Source organism: Nonomuraea sp. NPDC005650 (genome assembly GCF_040605375.1).
GTDB lineage: Bacteria > Actinomycetota > Actinomycetes > Streptosporangiales > Streptosporangiaceae > Nonomuraea.
Genome location: NZ_JBEXCR010000101.1, coordinates 1 through 14746, shown reverse-complemented (window position 1 = coordinate 14746; position 14746 = coordinate 1). Strand labels below are relative to the sequence as shown.

General features: G+C 71.8%; 15 protein-coding genes. 4 read left to right on the top strand and 11 right to left on the bottom strand.

Features of this window, described 5'->3' with window-relative positions; all coding sequences use genetic code 11:
• Positions 1–133: 133 nt before the first annotated feature.
• Both ABZS69_RS66320 and ABZS69_RS66315 read right to left on the bottom strand, forming a co-directional pair.
• Positions 134–637 carry a GNAT family protein gene (locus ABZS69_RS66320; protein WP_355395282.1) on the bottom strand — a complete coding sequence of 168 codons (504 nt, stop codon included), beginning with the start codon at positions 635–637 and terminating at the stop codon, positions 134–136.
• A gap of 76 nt (positions 638–713) precedes the next feature.
• A complete protein-coding gene (locus ABZS69_RS66315) occupies positions 714–1412 on the bottom strand; it encodes a phenylalanine--tRNA ligase beta subunit-related protein (RefSeq protein WP_355395279.1) in 699 nt (232 codons plus the stop codon).
• 146 nt (positions 1413–1558) lie between these two features.
• Here ABZS69_RS66315 and ABZS69_RS66310 point away from each other — a divergent pair, with 146 nt between their 5' ends.
• Positions 1559–1921 carry a LysR substrate-binding domain-containing protein gene (locus ABZS69_RS66310; RefSeq protein WP_355395276.1) on the top strand — a complete coding sequence of 121 codons (363 nt, stop codon included), beginning with the start codon at positions 1559–1561 and terminating at the stop codon, positions 1919–1921.
• Here ABZS69_RS66310 and ABZS69_RS66305 read toward each other — a convergent pair.
• From ABZS69_RS66305 to ABZS69_RS66280, 6 genes are all read right to left on the bottom strand, one after another.
• Complete coding sequence (locus ABZS69_RS66305; RefSeq protein WP_355395273.1) at positions 1908–2429, bottom strand: GNAT family N-acetyltransferase; 522 nt, start codon at positions 2427–2429, stop codon at positions 1908–1910. The two genes, ABZS69_RS66310 and ABZS69_RS66305, sit on opposite strands and share 14 nt — an antisense overlap.
• An 89-nt stretch (positions 2430–2518) precedes the next feature.
• Positions 2519–3283, bottom strand: a complete 765-nt coding sequence (locus ABZS69_RS66300) for an amino acid ABC transporter ATP-binding protein (RefSeq protein ID WP_355395270.1) — start codon at positions 3281–3283, stop codon at positions 2519–2521.
• Positions 3280–4191 (bottom strand): amino acid ABC transporter permease, encoded by a 912-nt coding sequence (locus ABZS69_RS66295; protein ID WP_355395267.1) that lies wholly within the window; start codon positions 4189–4191, stop codon positions 3280–3282. The genes ABZS69_RS66300 and ABZS69_RS66295 overlap by 4 nt, the downstream gene beginning before the upstream one ends.
• Positions 4188–5114, bottom strand: a complete 927-nt coding sequence (locus ABZS69_RS66290) for an ABC transporter substrate-binding protein (RefSeq protein ID WP_355395263.1) — start codon at positions 5112–5114, stop codon at positions 4188–4190. The genes ABZS69_RS66295 and ABZS69_RS66290 overlap by 4 nt, the downstream gene beginning before the upstream one ends.
• The gene (locus ABZS69_RS66285) at positions 5107–5907 is read right to left on the bottom strand and encodes a deaminated glutathione amidase (protein WP_355395260.1); all 801 of its coding nucleotides are present in this window, start codon (positions 5905–5907) and stop codon (positions 5107–5109) included. Before ABZS69_RS66285 ends, ABZS69_RS66290 begins: the two co-directional genes overlap by 8 nt.
• Positions 5904–6836, bottom strand: coding sequence for a hypothetical protein (locus ABZS69_RS66280; RefSeq protein ID WP_355395257.1), 933 nt, complete (start codon positions 6834–6836; stop codon positions 5904–5906). Before ABZS69_RS66280 ends, ABZS69_RS66285 begins: the two co-directional genes overlap by 4 nt.
• A 107-nt stretch (positions 6837–6943) precedes the next feature.
• Between ABZS69_RS66280 and ABZS69_RS66275 the strand changes: the two genes are divergently transcribed.
• A complete protein-coding gene (locus tag ABZS69_RS66275; protein ID WP_355395254.1) occupies positions 6944–8293 on the top strand; it encodes a PLP-dependent aminotransferase family protein in 1350 nt (449 codons plus the stop codon).
• Here the strand turns inward: ABZS69_RS66275 and ABZS69_RS66270 are convergent.
• Positions 8277–9290, bottom strand: a complete 1014-nt coding sequence (locus ABZS69_RS66270; protein WP_355395251.1) for a hypothetical protein — start codon at positions 9288–9290, stop codon at positions 8277–8279. The two genes, ABZS69_RS66275 and ABZS69_RS66270, sit on opposite strands and share 17 nt — an antisense overlap.
• Positions 9291–9343: 53 nt before the next feature.
• Positions 9344–12256 (bottom strand): bifunctional [glutamine synthetase] adenylyltransferase/[glutamine synthetase]-adenylyl-L-tyrosine phosphorylase, encoded by a 2913-nt coding sequence (locus ABZS69_RS66265; protein WP_355395248.1) that lies wholly within the window; start codon positions 12254–12256, stop codon positions 9344–9346.
• Between the two features lie 75 nt (positions 12257–12331).
• Between ABZS69_RS66265 and ABZS69_RS66260 the strand changes: the two genes are divergently transcribed.
• Positions 12332–12991, top strand: coding sequence for an HXXEE domain-containing protein (locus tag ABZS69_RS66260; protein ID WP_355395245.1), 660 nt, complete (start codon positions 12332–12334; stop codon positions 12989–12991).
• Here the strand turns inward: ABZS69_RS66260 and ABZS69_RS66255 are convergent.
• Positions 12966–13652, bottom strand: coding sequence for a type 1 glutamine amidotransferase (locus ABZS69_RS66255; RefSeq protein WP_355395242.1), 687 nt, complete (start codon positions 13650–13652; stop codon positions 12966–12968). The two genes, ABZS69_RS66260 and ABZS69_RS66255, sit on opposite strands and share 26 nt — an antisense overlap.
• 96 nt (positions 13653–13748) lie before the next feature.
• Here ABZS69_RS66255 and ABZS69_RS66250 point away from each other — a divergent pair, with 96 nt between their 5' ends.
• The gene (locus tag ABZS69_RS66250; RefSeq protein WP_355395239.1) at positions 13749–14609 is read left to right on the top strand and encodes an alpha/beta hydrolase; all 861 of its coding nucleotides are present in this window, start codon (positions 13749–13751) and stop codon (positions 14607–14609) included.
• The last annotated feature ends 137 nt before the right edge of the window (positions 14610–14746 follow it).

Sequence of the window (14746 nt, the reverse complement as noted above, 5' to 3'; positions counted from 1 at the left end):
GCCCTGCGCCCCCGAGTACGTTCCCGGTCCTCCCGAATCTCGAAGTCCATCGCATCCCCTCAACTGGGGTGTTGCGACAACCACTAGAAGAGAAGGTCATCGATGCCGGGCCGTTTCCGTACGCCCCGGAGCGTCAGTTACGCTCCCTTATCGCGGAGTACAGGACCTGGTCGTACCACCGCCCCATCCGCCATTGAGCCCTCCGGAGCACCCCTTCTTTCTGGAATCCGGCCTTTTCCAGGGCGCGCTGCTCCGCGATGTTGTTGATGTCGGTGGAAGCCTGGATTCGCTCTGCCAGGGTGTGCGAGAAGAGGTAGTCGCTCAGCTCCTTCTGGGCCGCGGTCCCGATGCCCTTCCCCCGGAAGTCGGGAAACAGGATTATCCCGATCGTCCAGCTCCAGGACGTGTCCTCAGGACCCCAGCAGTGTTTGACCCAGGAGACCCATCCCGCGATCGATCCTTCGACGTCGACCACGAACGCCCCGGAATCCGGACCGATATATCCGTCCTCAGCCACCCTTTTCCTCATCTTATGAAAAGAGCGAAATCCGAACCACTGGAAATCACCTACGCCCTCAGGAGTGGCGGCCGCAGCTTCCAGGACGTTTATATCCGGCTCGCGGATCGGCCGCAGCATGGCTCCCACAGGGCCCCCTTCCGCACGCAGACCTTCAGTCTTGTCGGCCGAACCACTCGCTCGCCTGCGCTCGACCTTACGGCGTGAACTCGAACCGGGGCTCGGACGGGCTGAGAATCGTGGATTTCGGCGTCACGGGCCAGACCGCGGCCAGCTCGTCCGAGAGCGTGGTCAAGAGGGAGGCGAGGTCCTTCCCGGCCGTGTCGTGCAGCGCCTCGGCGACGATCAGGACGTCGGCGGTCGTCTCGCGGACGGCCGAGTGGCCGCTCTGGCGGTTGGTCCAGCGGCGGGCGTGCGCCCTGCCCTCGGCGTCGGCGAAGATCACCTCGCCGGGCGGCGGGTGCTCCGTCTCGCCGGAGAAGGTCAGGTACGTCTCGTCGCCCGCCGCGTACCCGACCTCCACGTACTGCGAGATCTTGGAGACGTCGAACACCGCCACCGGGATCGCGTACGCGATGGACACCGCATTGCAGAGGTCGATCAGCGGGTGCAGGCGCGGCAGCGCGCCCTCCTTCCTGAAGCGGCGCAGCAGGGATTCCGAGGCGCAGCGGTACTGGGTCGGCTTCAGGCCCATCTTCGAGAACGCCCGCCGCCACGCCTGGATCTCCGGCAGCTCGCCCTCCGAGGAGGTCGCGAGCCGCTTGGCGGCGAGCTCGCCGAACCGGGCCACCTGGTCGTCGACGGAGACGCCCGCCGTGACGCCCTTCGCGACGAGCACTCCGGGGACGAGCTCCGGGAAGTCCCGCCAGATGTCGCTCGAATGCTGAAAACGCACGGTCTACCTCGCCGCCCCCGTCGTGAAGCCCCACTGCGCCGATCACGATACTCGCATCGTCAGGTCAGGTCAGGGCCGCCGTGCGGGTGCCCCGTCCGCCGTCCCCGGCGGCGCGCTGTCGACCATGCCCGCCGTCAGCGCGGGCAATGGACTTTCTGGACGTCGGCGAGGTCGGGCTGGCGCTGGTCGCGGCGCCGGACGGGGACCGGGAGCCGCTGCTGGTCAGCCCGCCGGGCTGCTCGATCCGGCTGGCCGCCGACCGGGCGTTCGGCGCGGAGGTGCCGCGCAGGGAGCTGACCGGCATCGCCACCGCCCGCGAGTGGGCCAGGCAGGGGCTCGGCAGCGCGCTGCTGCCGGACTTCGCGCTGGAGCCGGATCTGGCCTCCGGCGCGCTGGTGCGGCTCGGCTTCGAGGCGCCCGCGCTGGCACTGCGACTGGTCTGGCTACGCGGCCGCGAGCCCGTCCTGCGCGACGTCCTCTACGCCATGAGCGCCCCTACGGGCGCCTGAGGTGATAGGCCACGTGGGGGAACAGCGGGTGGTCCGGCGCCAGCCGCGGGTGGCCGAAGTCGGTCATGTGGGTCATCCCCACACGCTTCATCACGGCCTGGGAACGGGTGTTGCTCCTGGCCGTCATGGAGATGATCTCGTCGAGGCCCGCCTCCTCGAACGCGTGCCCGAGCGCCTCCCCGGCCGCCTCGGTGGCGTACCCGTGGCCCCAGGCGGGGCGTGCCAGCCGCCAGCCGATCTCCCACGCGGGCAGGAACGGCGCGTCGAACGTCTGCCAGATCAGGCCGGTGAAGCCGACGAACTCCCCGCTCTCGCGCACCTCCAGCGCCCACAGCCCATGACCGTGCCTGTCGAACTCCTCCTCGATCCTGTCGACGAAGTGATCGCTCTCCGCGCGGGTGAGCGGGGCCGGGAAGTGCTCCATCACCACGGGGTCGGCGTTCATCGCGGCGAACGGCTCCCGGTCTTCGTCGCGCCATCTGCGCATGATCAAACGCTGGGTCTCCATCCCACCCACGATAGGACCGTCCGCGCCTCTCCCACCGCCATCCCTTCTGTCCCTTGGGATGAGGGGGGAAGGGACGGGCGCGGGGCGGGTTACAGGACGCGGCTGAGGAACGCCTTGGTGCGGGGGCTGGTGGGGTTGTCCAGGACCTCCTTGGGGGTGCCGGACTCGACCACGACGCCGCCGTCCATGAACACCACCCGATCCGCCACCTCCCGCGCGAACCCGATCTCGTGCGTCACCACGATCATGGTCAGCCCGTCCTCGGCGAGGCCCTTCATGGTGGCCAGCACCTCACCCACCAGCTCCGGGTCGAGCGCGCTCGTCGGCTCGTCGAAGAGCATCAGCTTGGGCCGCATCGCCAGCGCCCTGGCGATCGCGACCCGCTGCTGCTGCCCGCCGGAGAGCTGCCTGGGGTAGCTGCCCGCCTTGTCCTCCAGGCCCACGCGGCGCAGCAGGCCGAGCGCCCGTTCCCTGGCCTGCTCGCGGGACTCGCGGCGGACGCCGACCGGCGCCTCCATGACGTTCTGCAACACCGTGAAGTGCGGGAACAGGTTGAACTGCTGGAAGACCATGCCGATCTCCCTGCGCTGGCGGGTGATGTCGCGCTTGCGCAGGTGCCGCACCTTGCCGCCGGACGCCTGGAACCCGATCAGCTCCCCGTCCACGAAGATGGAGCCGCCGTCGATGGTCTCCAGGTGGTTCACGCAGCGCAGGAACGTCGACTTGCCCGACCCGGAGGGGCCGAGGATCACCACGACCTCCCCCGGCTGGACGTCCAGGTCGATGCCCTTGAGGACTTCGAGATGGCCGAAGTGCTTGCGTACGGCGTGGGCGTGGACCATGGGGACGGTCATGACGTCACCTCCGTGGGACGGCGCCGGCGGAAGGTCAGGAACGCCCAGAAGCTCTGTGGCACGTTCCTGGTGGCCCCGCGGGCGTAGTGCCGCTCGATGAACGACTGGCCGACGTACAGGATCGAGGTGATGAACAGGTACCAGACGCAGGCGACGATCAGCAGCGGGATGGTCTGGAAGGTGCGGTTGTAGATCGACTGCACCGTGTACAGCAGGTCGGCCAGCGCGATGACGCTCACCAGCGACGTGGCCTTCAGCATGCTGATCACCTGGCTGCCGGTGGGCGGGATGATGAACCGCATGGCCTGCGGCAGCACGATCCTGCGGAAGGTGCGCGCGTTGCTCATGCCGAGCGCCGAGGCGGCCTCGGTCTGCCCGTGGTCCACCGACATGAGCCCGCCGCGGATGATCTCCGCCATGTACGCGCCCTCGTTCAGCCCGAGCCCGAGGACGGCCGCGAGCAGCGGGGTGATGACCTGGTTGGTGTCGGCGCTGACGAACTCCGGCCCGAACGGGATGCCGAGGGAGACCTTCGGCAGCAGGTACGACAGGTTGTACCAGAGCACGAGCTGCACCAGCACCGGCGTGCCGCGGAAGAACCACACGTAGAGCCCGCAGGCCGACCGTGCGACGGGGTTCTCGGAGAGCCGGCCGACGGCCAGCAGCACCCCGAGCACCACGCCCACGAACATCGCGATCACGGTGAGCAGCAGCGTGGTGAACACGCCCTGGCCGATGACCTGCGCGTTGACGTACCTGAAGACCACGTCCCACTGGAAGTTGGGGTTCGTGACCAGCAGGCTCACGAGCTGGGCGGCCAGCACCAGCAGGACGAGCGAGGCCACCCAGCGCAGCGGATGGCGCGTGCGGGACGCGCCCGCGACGTCGACGTCCGGCGGGGCGGTCATGATCCCGCCAGGTTGACGCCGGCCTTGTCCAGCTTGTTGTCGGACGTGCCCCACTTGTCCATGATCTTGGCGTAGGTGCCGTTGTCGATCAGCTTCTGGATGCCGTCCCTGACCACGTCACGCAGCGGCGAGTCCTTGCCGACGACGGCCCCCTGGAAGAGGTCGTCGAACCCGTTGGCCTGCCCCTTGCCCGCCAGCTCCAGCTTGCCGCCCGCCTGCGACACGAAGTACGTGAGCGGCGCCTGCGAGGAGAAGAACGCGTCGGCCCGGCCGGAGCTGACCGCCAGCACCGAGGTGGGCTGGTCCTTGTACGACTGCACGGTGATCTTCGGCTTGCCGTCCGTGGCGCAGGTCTCGGACTGCTTCTTGATCACGGCCTCGGCGGAGCCGCCGGCCATGACCGAGATCTTCAGCCCGCACGTGTCGGCCACCGAGTTGATCTTGTTGGGGTTGCCCTTCGGCACGGCGAAGACCACGAACTCCTTCACCCAGTCCACGAAATCGTTGGACTTCTGCCGGTCGGGGAAGTCGCCCACCGGGCCGATGGCCAGGTCGTAGCGGCCCGACGCGATGCCGGTGAGCTGGCTGGGCAGGCCGTCCACGGTGACGTGCTCGATCTTGACGCCGAGCACCTGGCCCAGGGCCTCCGACAGGTCGGCCGCGGCACCGGTCATGGACTTGCCGTCCGCCCCGGCGATTTCGTACGGCGGGAACGAGCCGTTGTTCACCGAGACCAGCTTGCCGGCGGTCTTCACCTTGTCGGGCAGCCGGTCGAACAGGGCCTGGTCCTTGTCCTGGGCGGCCACGGTGCCGGAGGCGGCGGGCTGGGAGCTCAGCGCGCCCTGGGCCTCTTCCGGGTTGGCTCCGCAGCCGGCCAGCAGGAGGGCGGCGCCGAGCAGGGCAGCCGTCGCATACTTAGACATTTCGCTCCAATCGGGGGTCGACGGCGAAGCGCCGGTTCTCGAGGACGGGGAGGCTGAGGCGGGCTCGCTCGAGCTCTTCCTTGGAGGCGTCGGCCCACAGCAGGCCCGGCGCGTCGCCGAGGCGGGCCCGGGTGATGCCGAGCGGGTCGACGACCATGCTGGCGCCGATGTTGCGGCGGCCGCACTCGCCGGAGGCGGCCAGGTAGACGGTGTTCTCCAGGGCGCGGGCGGTCACCATGACCTCCCAGTGCCATTCCTTGGCCGGGCCGCGCACCCACGCCGTGGGCAGCGCGATCACCTGCGCGCCCTGGTCGGCCAGGAGCCTGGCCAGCTCGGGGAAGCGCACGTCGTAGCAGGTCATCATGCCGACCTTCCAGCCGGCGACGTCGATCACCACGGGCGCGTTCGTGCCGGGCACGACGTTGTCGGACTCGCGGCGGCCGAAGGCGTCGTACAGGTGCAGTTTGGTGTACGTGCCGACGATCTCGCCGTCCCTGGCGGCCACGAGGACGTTGAACACGCGCCCGTCGCCCGACGGGGTGTGCACGCCGACGATCACGGTGGTGGACGAGCCGCGCGTGCGCTCGACCAGCCCGCTGACGAACGGCCCGTCCAGCGGCTGGGCGGCCTCGCGGATGCGCGTGGGCTCGTCGACGAACAGGGCCATCGCGCCCTCGGGCAGGACCAGCAGGTCGGCGCCGCCCTCGGCGGCCCGGTCGACCAGGTCCTGACAGGTCTTGAGGTTGGCCGTCCAGTCCTCCGAGGACGCGAACTGTCCAACGGCGATTCTCATAGGTCGAAGACCTCCTCAGGTCCGATGCGGCGGTTCGAGATGCCCTGGGCGTGCAGTTCCGCGCAGAAGGCGGCGACCATGGCGGCGTTGGGCCCGACGCCGTACGGCATCCAGTCGGGACCGAAGGTCCGCGCCGTCTCCGTCAGGTCGGCGAGCAGCCAGGGCGTGGTGTCGGTGAGCAGGCGCCGCCGGGCCAGCCAGTGCCGCTTGGAGCGTTCGAACAGGTCCTGGACGGCCCGCGGCAGCCCCGGGTCGCGCTCGACGGCCTCGCGCTTCAGCGTCACGAGGTGGATGCCGGGCACGAACCCGGTCTCCCGGTAGTAGGCCAGCTCGGCGGCGCGGTGGTCGGGGAGCAGGTGGCGGAAGCGGCTGCCCGGGGTGAAGAACTCGTCGGGCATGAACGGGGTCATGATCGCGTCGTAGCGGCCCTCGGCTAGCCCTTCTGCGAGGCCGTCGTCGGTCAGCGAGACGTTGTCCGGGAACGGGACGGGCCCGACGCGGTCCTTGCCGGTCTCCCCGGCGACCAGCGGGCCGACCGTCCACTCGATGCCCCCGATGTCCACCCCGGCGGCCCTGAGCAGGGCGCGCGTCCAGGTGTTGCCGGAGTCCGGCCAGCCGGTCAGGCCGACGCGGGCGCCCTTGAGCTCCTCCAGCGCGGTCAGCTCGCTGTCGCGGCGGACCAGGACGCACCGGTGCCGGAAGCCGCGCATCACGAAGACCGGCAGTCCGACCAGGCGGTCGTCGCCCGCGGCGCGGCCGAGCACGTACCTGCTGAAGGACGTCTCGCCGCCGTCCAGGTCCGGCTCGCTCAGGACGTCCGGGGTGACGGCGCGGGACTCCAGGTCCAGCTCGAACCCCTCGGGCCGCACCTCCCCCGTCGCCACCGGTACGAGATGGTCCCAGTCCCGCAGACCCAACCGAATACGCACAAACACCCCAAAGTTCCCTTGCTTTGAATTGCTGGAAACCATATGTTCAGGACGTTTCCCCACACAAGACGATCTTTGTTGCTGAACAAAGATTTACAGGAGGTCATGTGGAAGCCGCCTGGCTGGCGCAGCAGATCGGCGAGCCGACCGCACGCGGGATCGCCGCCGCCCTGACCGATCTGATCAGGCAGGGCACGGTCACCGCGCAGACGCGCCTGCCGACGGTGCGCGGCCTGGCCAGGGAGCTGGGCGTGAGCTCCGGGACCGTCGCGGAGGCCTGGTCGGAGCTGCGGCGGCACGGGATGATCCACACCGATCGCCGTCGCGGCACGGTGGTGCTCGGGCCGCCCGACGTGCCCCGTCCCATCCGTTACGAGCGCGTCGGCCACTGGGGCGACCGGCTGGCGATCGACCTGGCCATCGCCTCGCCGGACCCTGCGCTGATGCCGCCGCTGGAGGCCGCCCTGGTCGCGGCGGCGGGCGCGGACGGGCTCAACGACTACGCCCGCGAGACGATCACGCCGCGGCTGCGTGCCGCCGTGGAGCCGGACTGGCCGTTCCCCGCGCGGGGCTGGCTCGCGGTCGGCGGCGGGTACGAGGGGGTGCAGCTGCTCTGCCAGACGACCGCGCTGCCCGGCGACCGGATCGCGATCGAGGAGCCCACCGCCGCCCGGCTCCTGGACATCCTGGAGACGATCGGCGTCCAGATCGTGCCCGTGGCCTGCGACGAGCAGGGGCCGATCCCCGAGTCGCTGGCCAAGGCGCTGCGGGCCAGGCCGGTGGCGTTCGTCTACCAGCCGCGCGGCCAGTCGCCCTGCGGCCACGCCGTGACCGCCGAGCGCTCGGCCGAGCTGGCCGACCTGCTGGAGCCGGTCTCGACGCTCATCGTGGAGGACGACGGGATCGGCGAGCTGTCGGTCTCGCCGATGGTGAGCATGGGGACACGCTTTCCCGACCGTACGGTGCTGGTGCGGTCGTACTCCAAGTCGCACGGCCCCGACCTGCGCATCGCGGTCATCGGCGGGGCGGCGGACGCGGTCGAGCGGGTGCGCGTGCTACGGAGCTTCGGCACCGGCTGGACCAGCAGGATCCTGCAGGACACGCTGGCCCACCTGCTCGGGGACGCCGGCGCGCGGGAGTGCGTGGCGCACGCCCGCGCGGTCTACGCCGGGCGGCGGGCGCGGCTGGCCGCGGAGCTGGCGGCCCGCGGCGTGCGCACCGGCGGCGGCGACGGGCTGGTCCTGTGGGTGCCGGTGCGCGAGGAGTCGGCGGCGCTGGTCACGCTGGCCGCGCACGGCATCTCCGTGGCGCCCGGCAGCCGGTACGTGATCCGCCCCGCGACCACGGACCACCTGCGGCTCGCCACGGCCCGGCTCACCGACGACCCCGGCGAGCTGGCGGACCTGGCCGACGTGATCGCCCTGGCGGCCAGGGACGGGCTCAGCGCCGGCTCTTGATCCCGGTGAGGCGGCGCAGCACGTCCCACCAGAACGACGCCCCGAACAGCAGCGCCAGGTACGTCAGCAGGAAGCCAGGCCAGTGGCTGGGCGTGGTGATCCGCTGCCACCACAGCCCGCCGTTCCAGTGCACGGACGGGTCGCCCTCCGCCGGGATCGACACGCTGACCAGCGCATGGTCGAGCATCTTGACCAGCGCCGGCTGGCTGAGCGTCTCGGTGACGCACGGCACCGGGTCGCCGCCCGTGCAGCGCGCCTTGAGCTCGTTGTACGCGTCCGGCCCCGCCCCCGCCACGGCCGTCACCGAGGCGCGGAAGGCGTTGTCGCGCAGCAGCGTCTTGGCGTACTCCAGCCCGTCCATCGTGAACACCAGCGTCACGACCACGCCGAGCACCGCCACGACCCACTTGACGTAGCGCTTGTAGAGCATGGACAGCCGCTGCATCTCCCCGTCGAACCAGCTCTCCACCCCCTGCCTGAACCGGTCGAGGTCCCGCTGCGCGGTCTCCCACACGCCTTTGAGGTGGCCGTAGAGCGGGCTGCGCATGGCCTTGAGCTTCTCCAGGAAGCCCTCGACGCCGTCCGGCTCCCCCGCGGCCAGCTCCATCAGGGCCACCGCGAAGCGCGCGGGAGGGATGTTCGAGATGCTGGTACGGCCCGTCTTCGGGTGGTCGATCTCCTGGACCCGCTGGTAGAGCAGGTTGACCATGGCATCCTCGGCCTTGTTCTCCTGCGCGGGCAGCGTGCCCGGCTCGGGCGGCGAGGGCTGGTCGCTGTGCTTGGGCCGGGGGTCGCGGACGAAGGGCAGCGCCGCGAAGACGTCGCGCACCTTGGCCGGCAACCACGACCTGCCCTGCGGGTCGGACCCGTCCATCGTGTCCCTGAGGTAGGCCCACAGGAACTTGCTGCGGATGGCGAGCACCCGCACGATCGCTTCATTGAGCCCGCTCACCAGCAGCGACAGCAGCAGGAACGACACCACCAGGCCCAAGGCCAAATCTACATAAACGGATAACACGCGGGCTTTGATACACCCCCGCGCGGCGCCGATCAAGCCCCGTAGAAAACTCGGTCCACCACTTGCCGTGCGCGGCGCGTCACGCGGCGGTAGTCGTCGAGGAAGTCCTCCGAGCCGTCCGGCGGGTAGCCGAGCGTCTGGGCGATCAGCTTCCGCTCGCCCGAGTCGCGCGGGACGCTGTCGCCGGGACGGCCCTTGACCAGCATGATCGCGTCGCGGATGCGGGAGGCGAAGCGCCACGCCTCGGCCAGCACGGCCTCGTCTGCCGGGGCGAGCAGGCCCTCGGCCACGGCCGCGCGCAGGGCCTCGAGCGTGCGGGGGGTGCGCAGCGAGCGCAGCGTGCCCGCGTACCGCAGCTGCAGAAGCTGGGCCACCCACTCCACGTCGGACAGCCCGCCGCGGCCGAGCTTGGTGTGCAGGCCCGGGTCGGCGCCGCGCGGCAGGCGCTCGGCCTCCATGCGGGCCTTGAGCCGCCTGATCTCCCTGACCGCGTCGTCGGGCAGGCCGCCCTTGGGGTAGCGCAGCTCGTCGACCATCGAGGTGAACTCCCGCCCCAGCTCCGCGTCGCCCGCCGAGAACCTGGCCCGCAGCAGCGCCTGCGACTCCCACGGCGACGACCAGCGCGCGTAGTAGGCGCGGTAGGAGGCCATCGTCCGCACCAGCGGGCCCTGCCGCCCCTCGGGCCGCAGGTCGGGGTCGATGATCAGGGGCGGGTCGGGGGCGGGCAGCGAGAGCAGCCTGCGCACCTCGTTGGCCACGGTGAAGGCGGCGTCCGTGGCCTCGCGCTCCGCCACGCCCGGCAGCGGCGAGTGGACGAACATGACGTCGGCGTCGCTGGCGTAGGAGCTCTCCATGCCGCCGAGCCGGCCCATGGCGATGACGGTGAACCTCGTGACGCGGGGCGCCTTGGCGAGGGCCACGTCGAGGGTGGCCTGGAGGGTCACGTCGGTCAGGGACGACAGGGCGGTCCCGACCGCCTCGATGTCGACGAGCCCGAAGAGGTCGGCCGCGGCGATCCGGAACAGCTCCTTCCTCCGGAGCGCCCGCACGGCCGCGACCGCCGGCTCGGGGTCGCCCTGGTGCCTGGACAGCGCCGCCGCGGCCTCGCCGGCCAGCGACTCCCGGGGGCGCACGACGAGCTCATCGTTGGAGCCCAGCATGGCGACCGCCTCGGGCGCGTTCATGATCAGGCCGGTCGCGTAGCGGCTGGTGCCGAGCACGCGCGACATCCTGGAGGCCACCGCGGTCTCGTCGCGCAGCAGCCGGAGGTACCAGGGCGTGCTGCCCAGCTTGTCGCTGACCTGCCGGAACCCGAGCAGCGCCGCGTCCGGGTCGGGCGTGTCGGCGAACCACCCGAGCATGACGGGCAGCAGCGTGCGCTGGATGGCCGCCCGCCTGGACACGCCCGAGGTGAGGGCGGCGATGTGGTGCAGCGCGCCGGCGGGGTCGACGTAGCCGAGCGCCTCCAGCCTGGCCTTGGCCGCCGCGGTCGACAGCCGCGCCTCCGACTCCTGCAGCCGCGACACGGCCTGGAGCAGCGGCCGGTAGAACAGCTTCTCGTGCAGCCGCCGCGCCTCCATGGCGTGCCGCCGCCACCGCGCCGTGAACTCCCGCACCGGGTCGGGCTGCATGCCGAGCGCGCGGCCCAGCCGGCGCAGGTCGGACTCGTCGGAGGGCACGATGTGGGTGCGCCGCAGCCGGTGGAGCTGCAGCAGGTGCTCGATCTGGCGCAGGAACGAGTACGCCTCCGCCAGCCCCCGCGAGTCGTCGCGGCCGACGTAGCCGCCCCGGGACAGCGCCGCCAGCGCGGGCAGCGTGGCCCTGCGGCGCAGCAGCGGGTCGAGCCGGCCGTGGACGAGCTGGAGCAGCTGCACCGCGAACTCGATGTCGCGCAGCCCGCCGGGCCCCAGCTTGAGCTGGCGGTCGCCCTCGGCGCGCACGTGCGCCTCGACCCGGCGGCGCATGGCCTGCACGTCCTCGACGAAGTGCTCGCGCGTGGCCGCCGCCCACACCAGGTCGTTGACCGCCTCGACGTAGGCCGAGCCGAGCTCCATGTCGCCCGCGACCGGCCGGGCCTTCAGCAGCGCCTGGAACTCCCACGTCTTGGCCCAGCGCCGGTAGTAGGCCAGGTGGCTGCCGAGCGTGCGCACCAGCGGGCCCGACCTGCCCTCCGGCCGCAGGCCCGCGTCGACCTCCCACAGCGAGCCCTCGGAAGTGGTGGCGGAGCAGGCCCGCATCATGGCCTGGGCCAGCCGGGTCGCGGTGCGCAGCGCCTTGGTCTCGTCGGCGCCCTCGCGCGGCTCGGCCACGAAGATCACGTCGACGTCGCTGATGTAGTTGAGCTCCCTGGCGCCGCATTTGCCCATGCCGATGACCGCCAGGCGTACCTCGCCGTCGTCGACCTCGGCGCGGGCGATGGCCAGCCCGGCCTCCAGCGCGGCGCCCGCGAGGTCGGACAGCTCCGCCATGACCTCGGCCAGCGTGGCCTCACCGGTGAGGTCGCGGGCGGCCAGGTGGAGCAGCAGGCCCCGGTAGGCCACGCGCAACGCGTCCAGCGGGCGCTCGGCGGTGGCGGCCCTGCCCGGCTCGGCGCCGACCGCCTTCAGCAGCTCCGCCCGCACGTCGTCCGGTCGCGGCGCGGCCAGGAGCGCGAGCTGGTCGGGGTGGCGCACCAGATGCTCGCCGAGGGCGGCGCTGACGCCCAGGACGGCCAGCAGCCTCGTGCGCAGGGCGTCGTCCTGGCGCAGGACGCCGACCACGGCGGGGTCGCGCTCGGCCAGGCGGGTGAGCGAGACCAGCGCCTGGTCGGGGTCGGCCACGTCCACCAGGAACTCCAGGAGATCGTGCACGTCGACCCCTGCCTGCCGGACGAGCTGGGCGGCCCTGGCCCCGTCGGCGAAGCCGAGCCTGGCGAGCCGCGCGGCGGTGGATTCGATCCTGGGCACCCCTCCATCTTGACAGGACTTCCGCCGTAGCATAGAAACGCAACGTTGCGTTGCATTCTTGGGAGGCGATCGGCGATGGTTCCCTCTGCCGTCACGTGGGGTCTGCTGGCCGCGTGGGCGGTGCACGACGCGGAGGAGCTGGCGACCATGGCGGGCTGGACGCGCTCGGCCCGGCCCCGGCTGGAGGAGCGGCTGCCGTGGGTGCCGTGGCAGCGGCTTGAGGTCTCGCAGCGGCATGCGAACGTGGCCATCGGGCTCATGGGCGGGGTGATGGCGGGGGCTTCGGCGCTGGGGGCGCGTACGGGCGGGCGGAGCCCGGTGTTCCAGGCGGCGCTGCTGGGGTTCGGGGCGCACGGGGTCATGCACCTCGCGCAGGCGGCGGTGACGCGGGGGTACACCCCCGGGGCGGTGACCGCGCCCGTGGTGGTCATCCCGTTCTCGGTGTGGGCCTGGCGGCGGCTGCGGGCCGAAGGGGTGCCGGTGCGTACGGGGGCGGCGGGCTGGGCGGGCCTGGCCGCGCTCCCGGTCGTGCTGGCCGGCGTCCACGCCGCGGCCCACGCCCTGACCCGGCCCCGCACGCACGACACCGCGGGCACCTCACCTCACGGCACCACGACGACGCCTCACGCCCCCACGACGCCCCGGGCGGCCGCCCGCTCGGGCGCGGGCTCGGGCTCGGGCGTGGGCGTGGCCGGGCGGCCGCGGCGGTTCAGGCGCGACCGCCGGTGGTTCTGACCACCTCCGCGAACGCCTCCGCCACCGTGCGCCAGGTGGCCACGAGCGCGCTCTCGGCGGCCTTGACCCCGACGTTGAGCTCCTCGGCCGCCTCCAGGTCCGACTCGTCGGTCCAGGCGGTGAAGATCTCCGGCGTGGCCTCGGGGTGGAACTGGACCGCCCAGGCGGCCTCGCCGAGCCGATACGCCTGGTTCGGATACTGCGCCCCGGTCATCAACGGCACCGCGCCGTCGGGCAGCCGCGTCATCGCGTCCTGGTGGTACTGGACGGCCACGGCCGTCCCGACCCCGGCCAGCAGCCGGTCATCGGCGGCCGCGGGCAGCGCGACCACCTCGCGGGCGCCCACTTCGAGCCCGTTCGTCCCCCGCTCGACGGTGCCGCCGCAGGCCATGGTCAGCAACTGCGCGCCCAGGCAGACGGCCAGCGTGGGCGTTCCCTCGTCCACGGCCCGGCGCAGCAGGTCGCGGGTGGCGGGCTGCCAGGGGCTCCGCTCGTCCTCCCAGGCGGCCGCCGCACCGCCGAGCACGATCAGCCCGTCCGCCGGGCCCGCGGGGATCTCCTCGCCGAGGTACGGCCGGACGACGTCACAGGGCAACCCCAGCCACTCGGCGAGGTATCCGAGCCCGGCCCCGTCCTCGTGCTGAACAACGGTGATACGCATAGCAGGGGATTATCCGGGAATATCACCACATTCCCCACACCCAGTCCCTTGCGCGCCGATCGCCAGGGCGGGGTGTTCGTCCCTAAGCTCCGAACCATGAGCTTCGAGTTCGACGATGTCGGCGGTCTGCGGATCGCCAGGTTCGGCACGGGACCGCGCACGGTCATCGCGGTCCACGGGATCACGGCCTCCCTGATGGCCTGGGGCGCGGTGGCGCGGCGGCTGCCCGAGGACTGGTCCATGGTCGCCATGGACCTGCGCGGTCGCGGGCACAGCGCCTCGCTGCCGGGGCCGTACGGGCTGCCGAGGCACGCCGAGGACGTGCTGCGCGTCGCCGACCACGTGGGAGCGGGCCCGGACGCGGTGCTGACAGGGCACTCGATGGGCGCGTACGTGGCCGCCCTGGCCGCCGCCGAACGCGACTTCGCACGGGTCGTGCTGGTGGACGGCGGCCTGCCCTTCCCCCCGCTGCCCGAGGGGGTGGACGCCGACGAGGCGATGGAGGCCACGCTCGGGCCGGCACTCGCCCGGCTGCGCCAGACGTTCCCCAGCGCGGACGCCTACGTCGACTTCTTCAAGGCCCATCCGGCCTTCGCCGGCCACTGGAGCGCCGATGTGGAGGCTTACGTCCGCTATGACCTGACAGGCCCCGAGGGGGCGCTCAGGTCGCGCGTGGCCCCGGAGGCGGTGCTGCAGGACGGACGCTGGCTGCGCCTGGAGTTGGAGGCCATCGGGGCCGCCCTGACCGCCGTCAGGTCACCGCTCACCCTGCTCAGGGCGCCGCGCGGCCTGCTCAACCAGGACGTCGGCATGCTCCCCGACGACCTGGCCCTCCCCTGGGTCACCCGCCTCCCGGGGCTCAGGGACGAGATCGTCCCTGACTGCAACCACTACACGATCCTCTTCGACGCCCCCTGCGTCTCCACCGTCATCACCCACCTCACCTCCCAGCCCTGACCCGAGGACCGACGCCTACACGCGGAACGGCCCCCGAGCCGTCTTCTCTTCTAGTGGTTGTCGCAACACCCCAGTTGAGGGGATGCGATGGACTTCGAGATTCGGGAGGACCGGGAACGTACTCGGGGGCGCAGGGC

What these genes read in the sequence shown, in the direction of transcription:
- ABZS69_RS66285 (WP_355395260.1), bottom strand. Translation starts at nt 5,907, where the DNA reads ATGAGAATCGCCGTTGGACAGTTCGCGTCCTCGGAGGACTGGACGGCC.
- ABZS69_RS66300 (WP_355395270.1), bottom strand. Translation starts at nt 3,283, where the DNA reads ATGACCGTCCCCATGGTCCACGCCCACGCCGTACGCAAGCACTTCGGC.
- ABZS69_RS66255 (WP_355395242.1), bottom strand. Translation starts at nt 13,652, where the DNA reads ATGCGTATCACCGTTGTTCAGCACGAGGACGGGGCCGGGCTCGGATAC.
- ABZS69_RS66310 (WP_355395276.1), top strand. Translation starts at nt 1,559, where the DNA reads ATGGACTTTCTGGACGTCGGCGAGGTCGGGCTGGCGCTGGTCGCGGCG.
- ABZS69_RS66290 (WP_355395263.1), bottom strand. Translation starts at nt 5,114, where the DNA reads ATGTCTAAGTATGCGACGGCTGCCCTGCTCGGCGCCGCCCTCCTGCTG.
- ABZS69_RS66295 (WP_355395267.1), bottom strand. Translation starts at nt 4,191, where the DNA reads ATGACCGCCCCGCCGGACGTCGACGTCGCGGGCGCGTCCCGCACGCGC.
- ABZS69_RS66305 (WP_355395273.1), bottom strand. Translation starts at nt 2,429, where the DNA reads ATGGAGACCCAGCGTTTGATCATGCGCAGATGGCGCGACGAAGACCGG.
- ABZS69_RS66320 (WP_355395282.1), bottom strand. Translation starts at nt 637, where the DNA reads ATGCTGCGGCCGATCCGCGAGCCGGATATAAACGTCCTGGAAGCTGCG.
- ABZS69_RS66260 (WP_355395245.1), top strand. Translation starts at nt 12,332, where the DNA reads ATGGTTCCCTCTGCCGTCACGTGGGGTCTGCTGGCCGCGTGGGCGGTG.
- ABZS69_RS66250 (WP_355395239.1), top strand. Translation starts at nt 13,749, where the DNA reads ATGAGCTTCGAGTTCGACGATGTCGGCGGTCTGCGGATCGCCAGGTTC.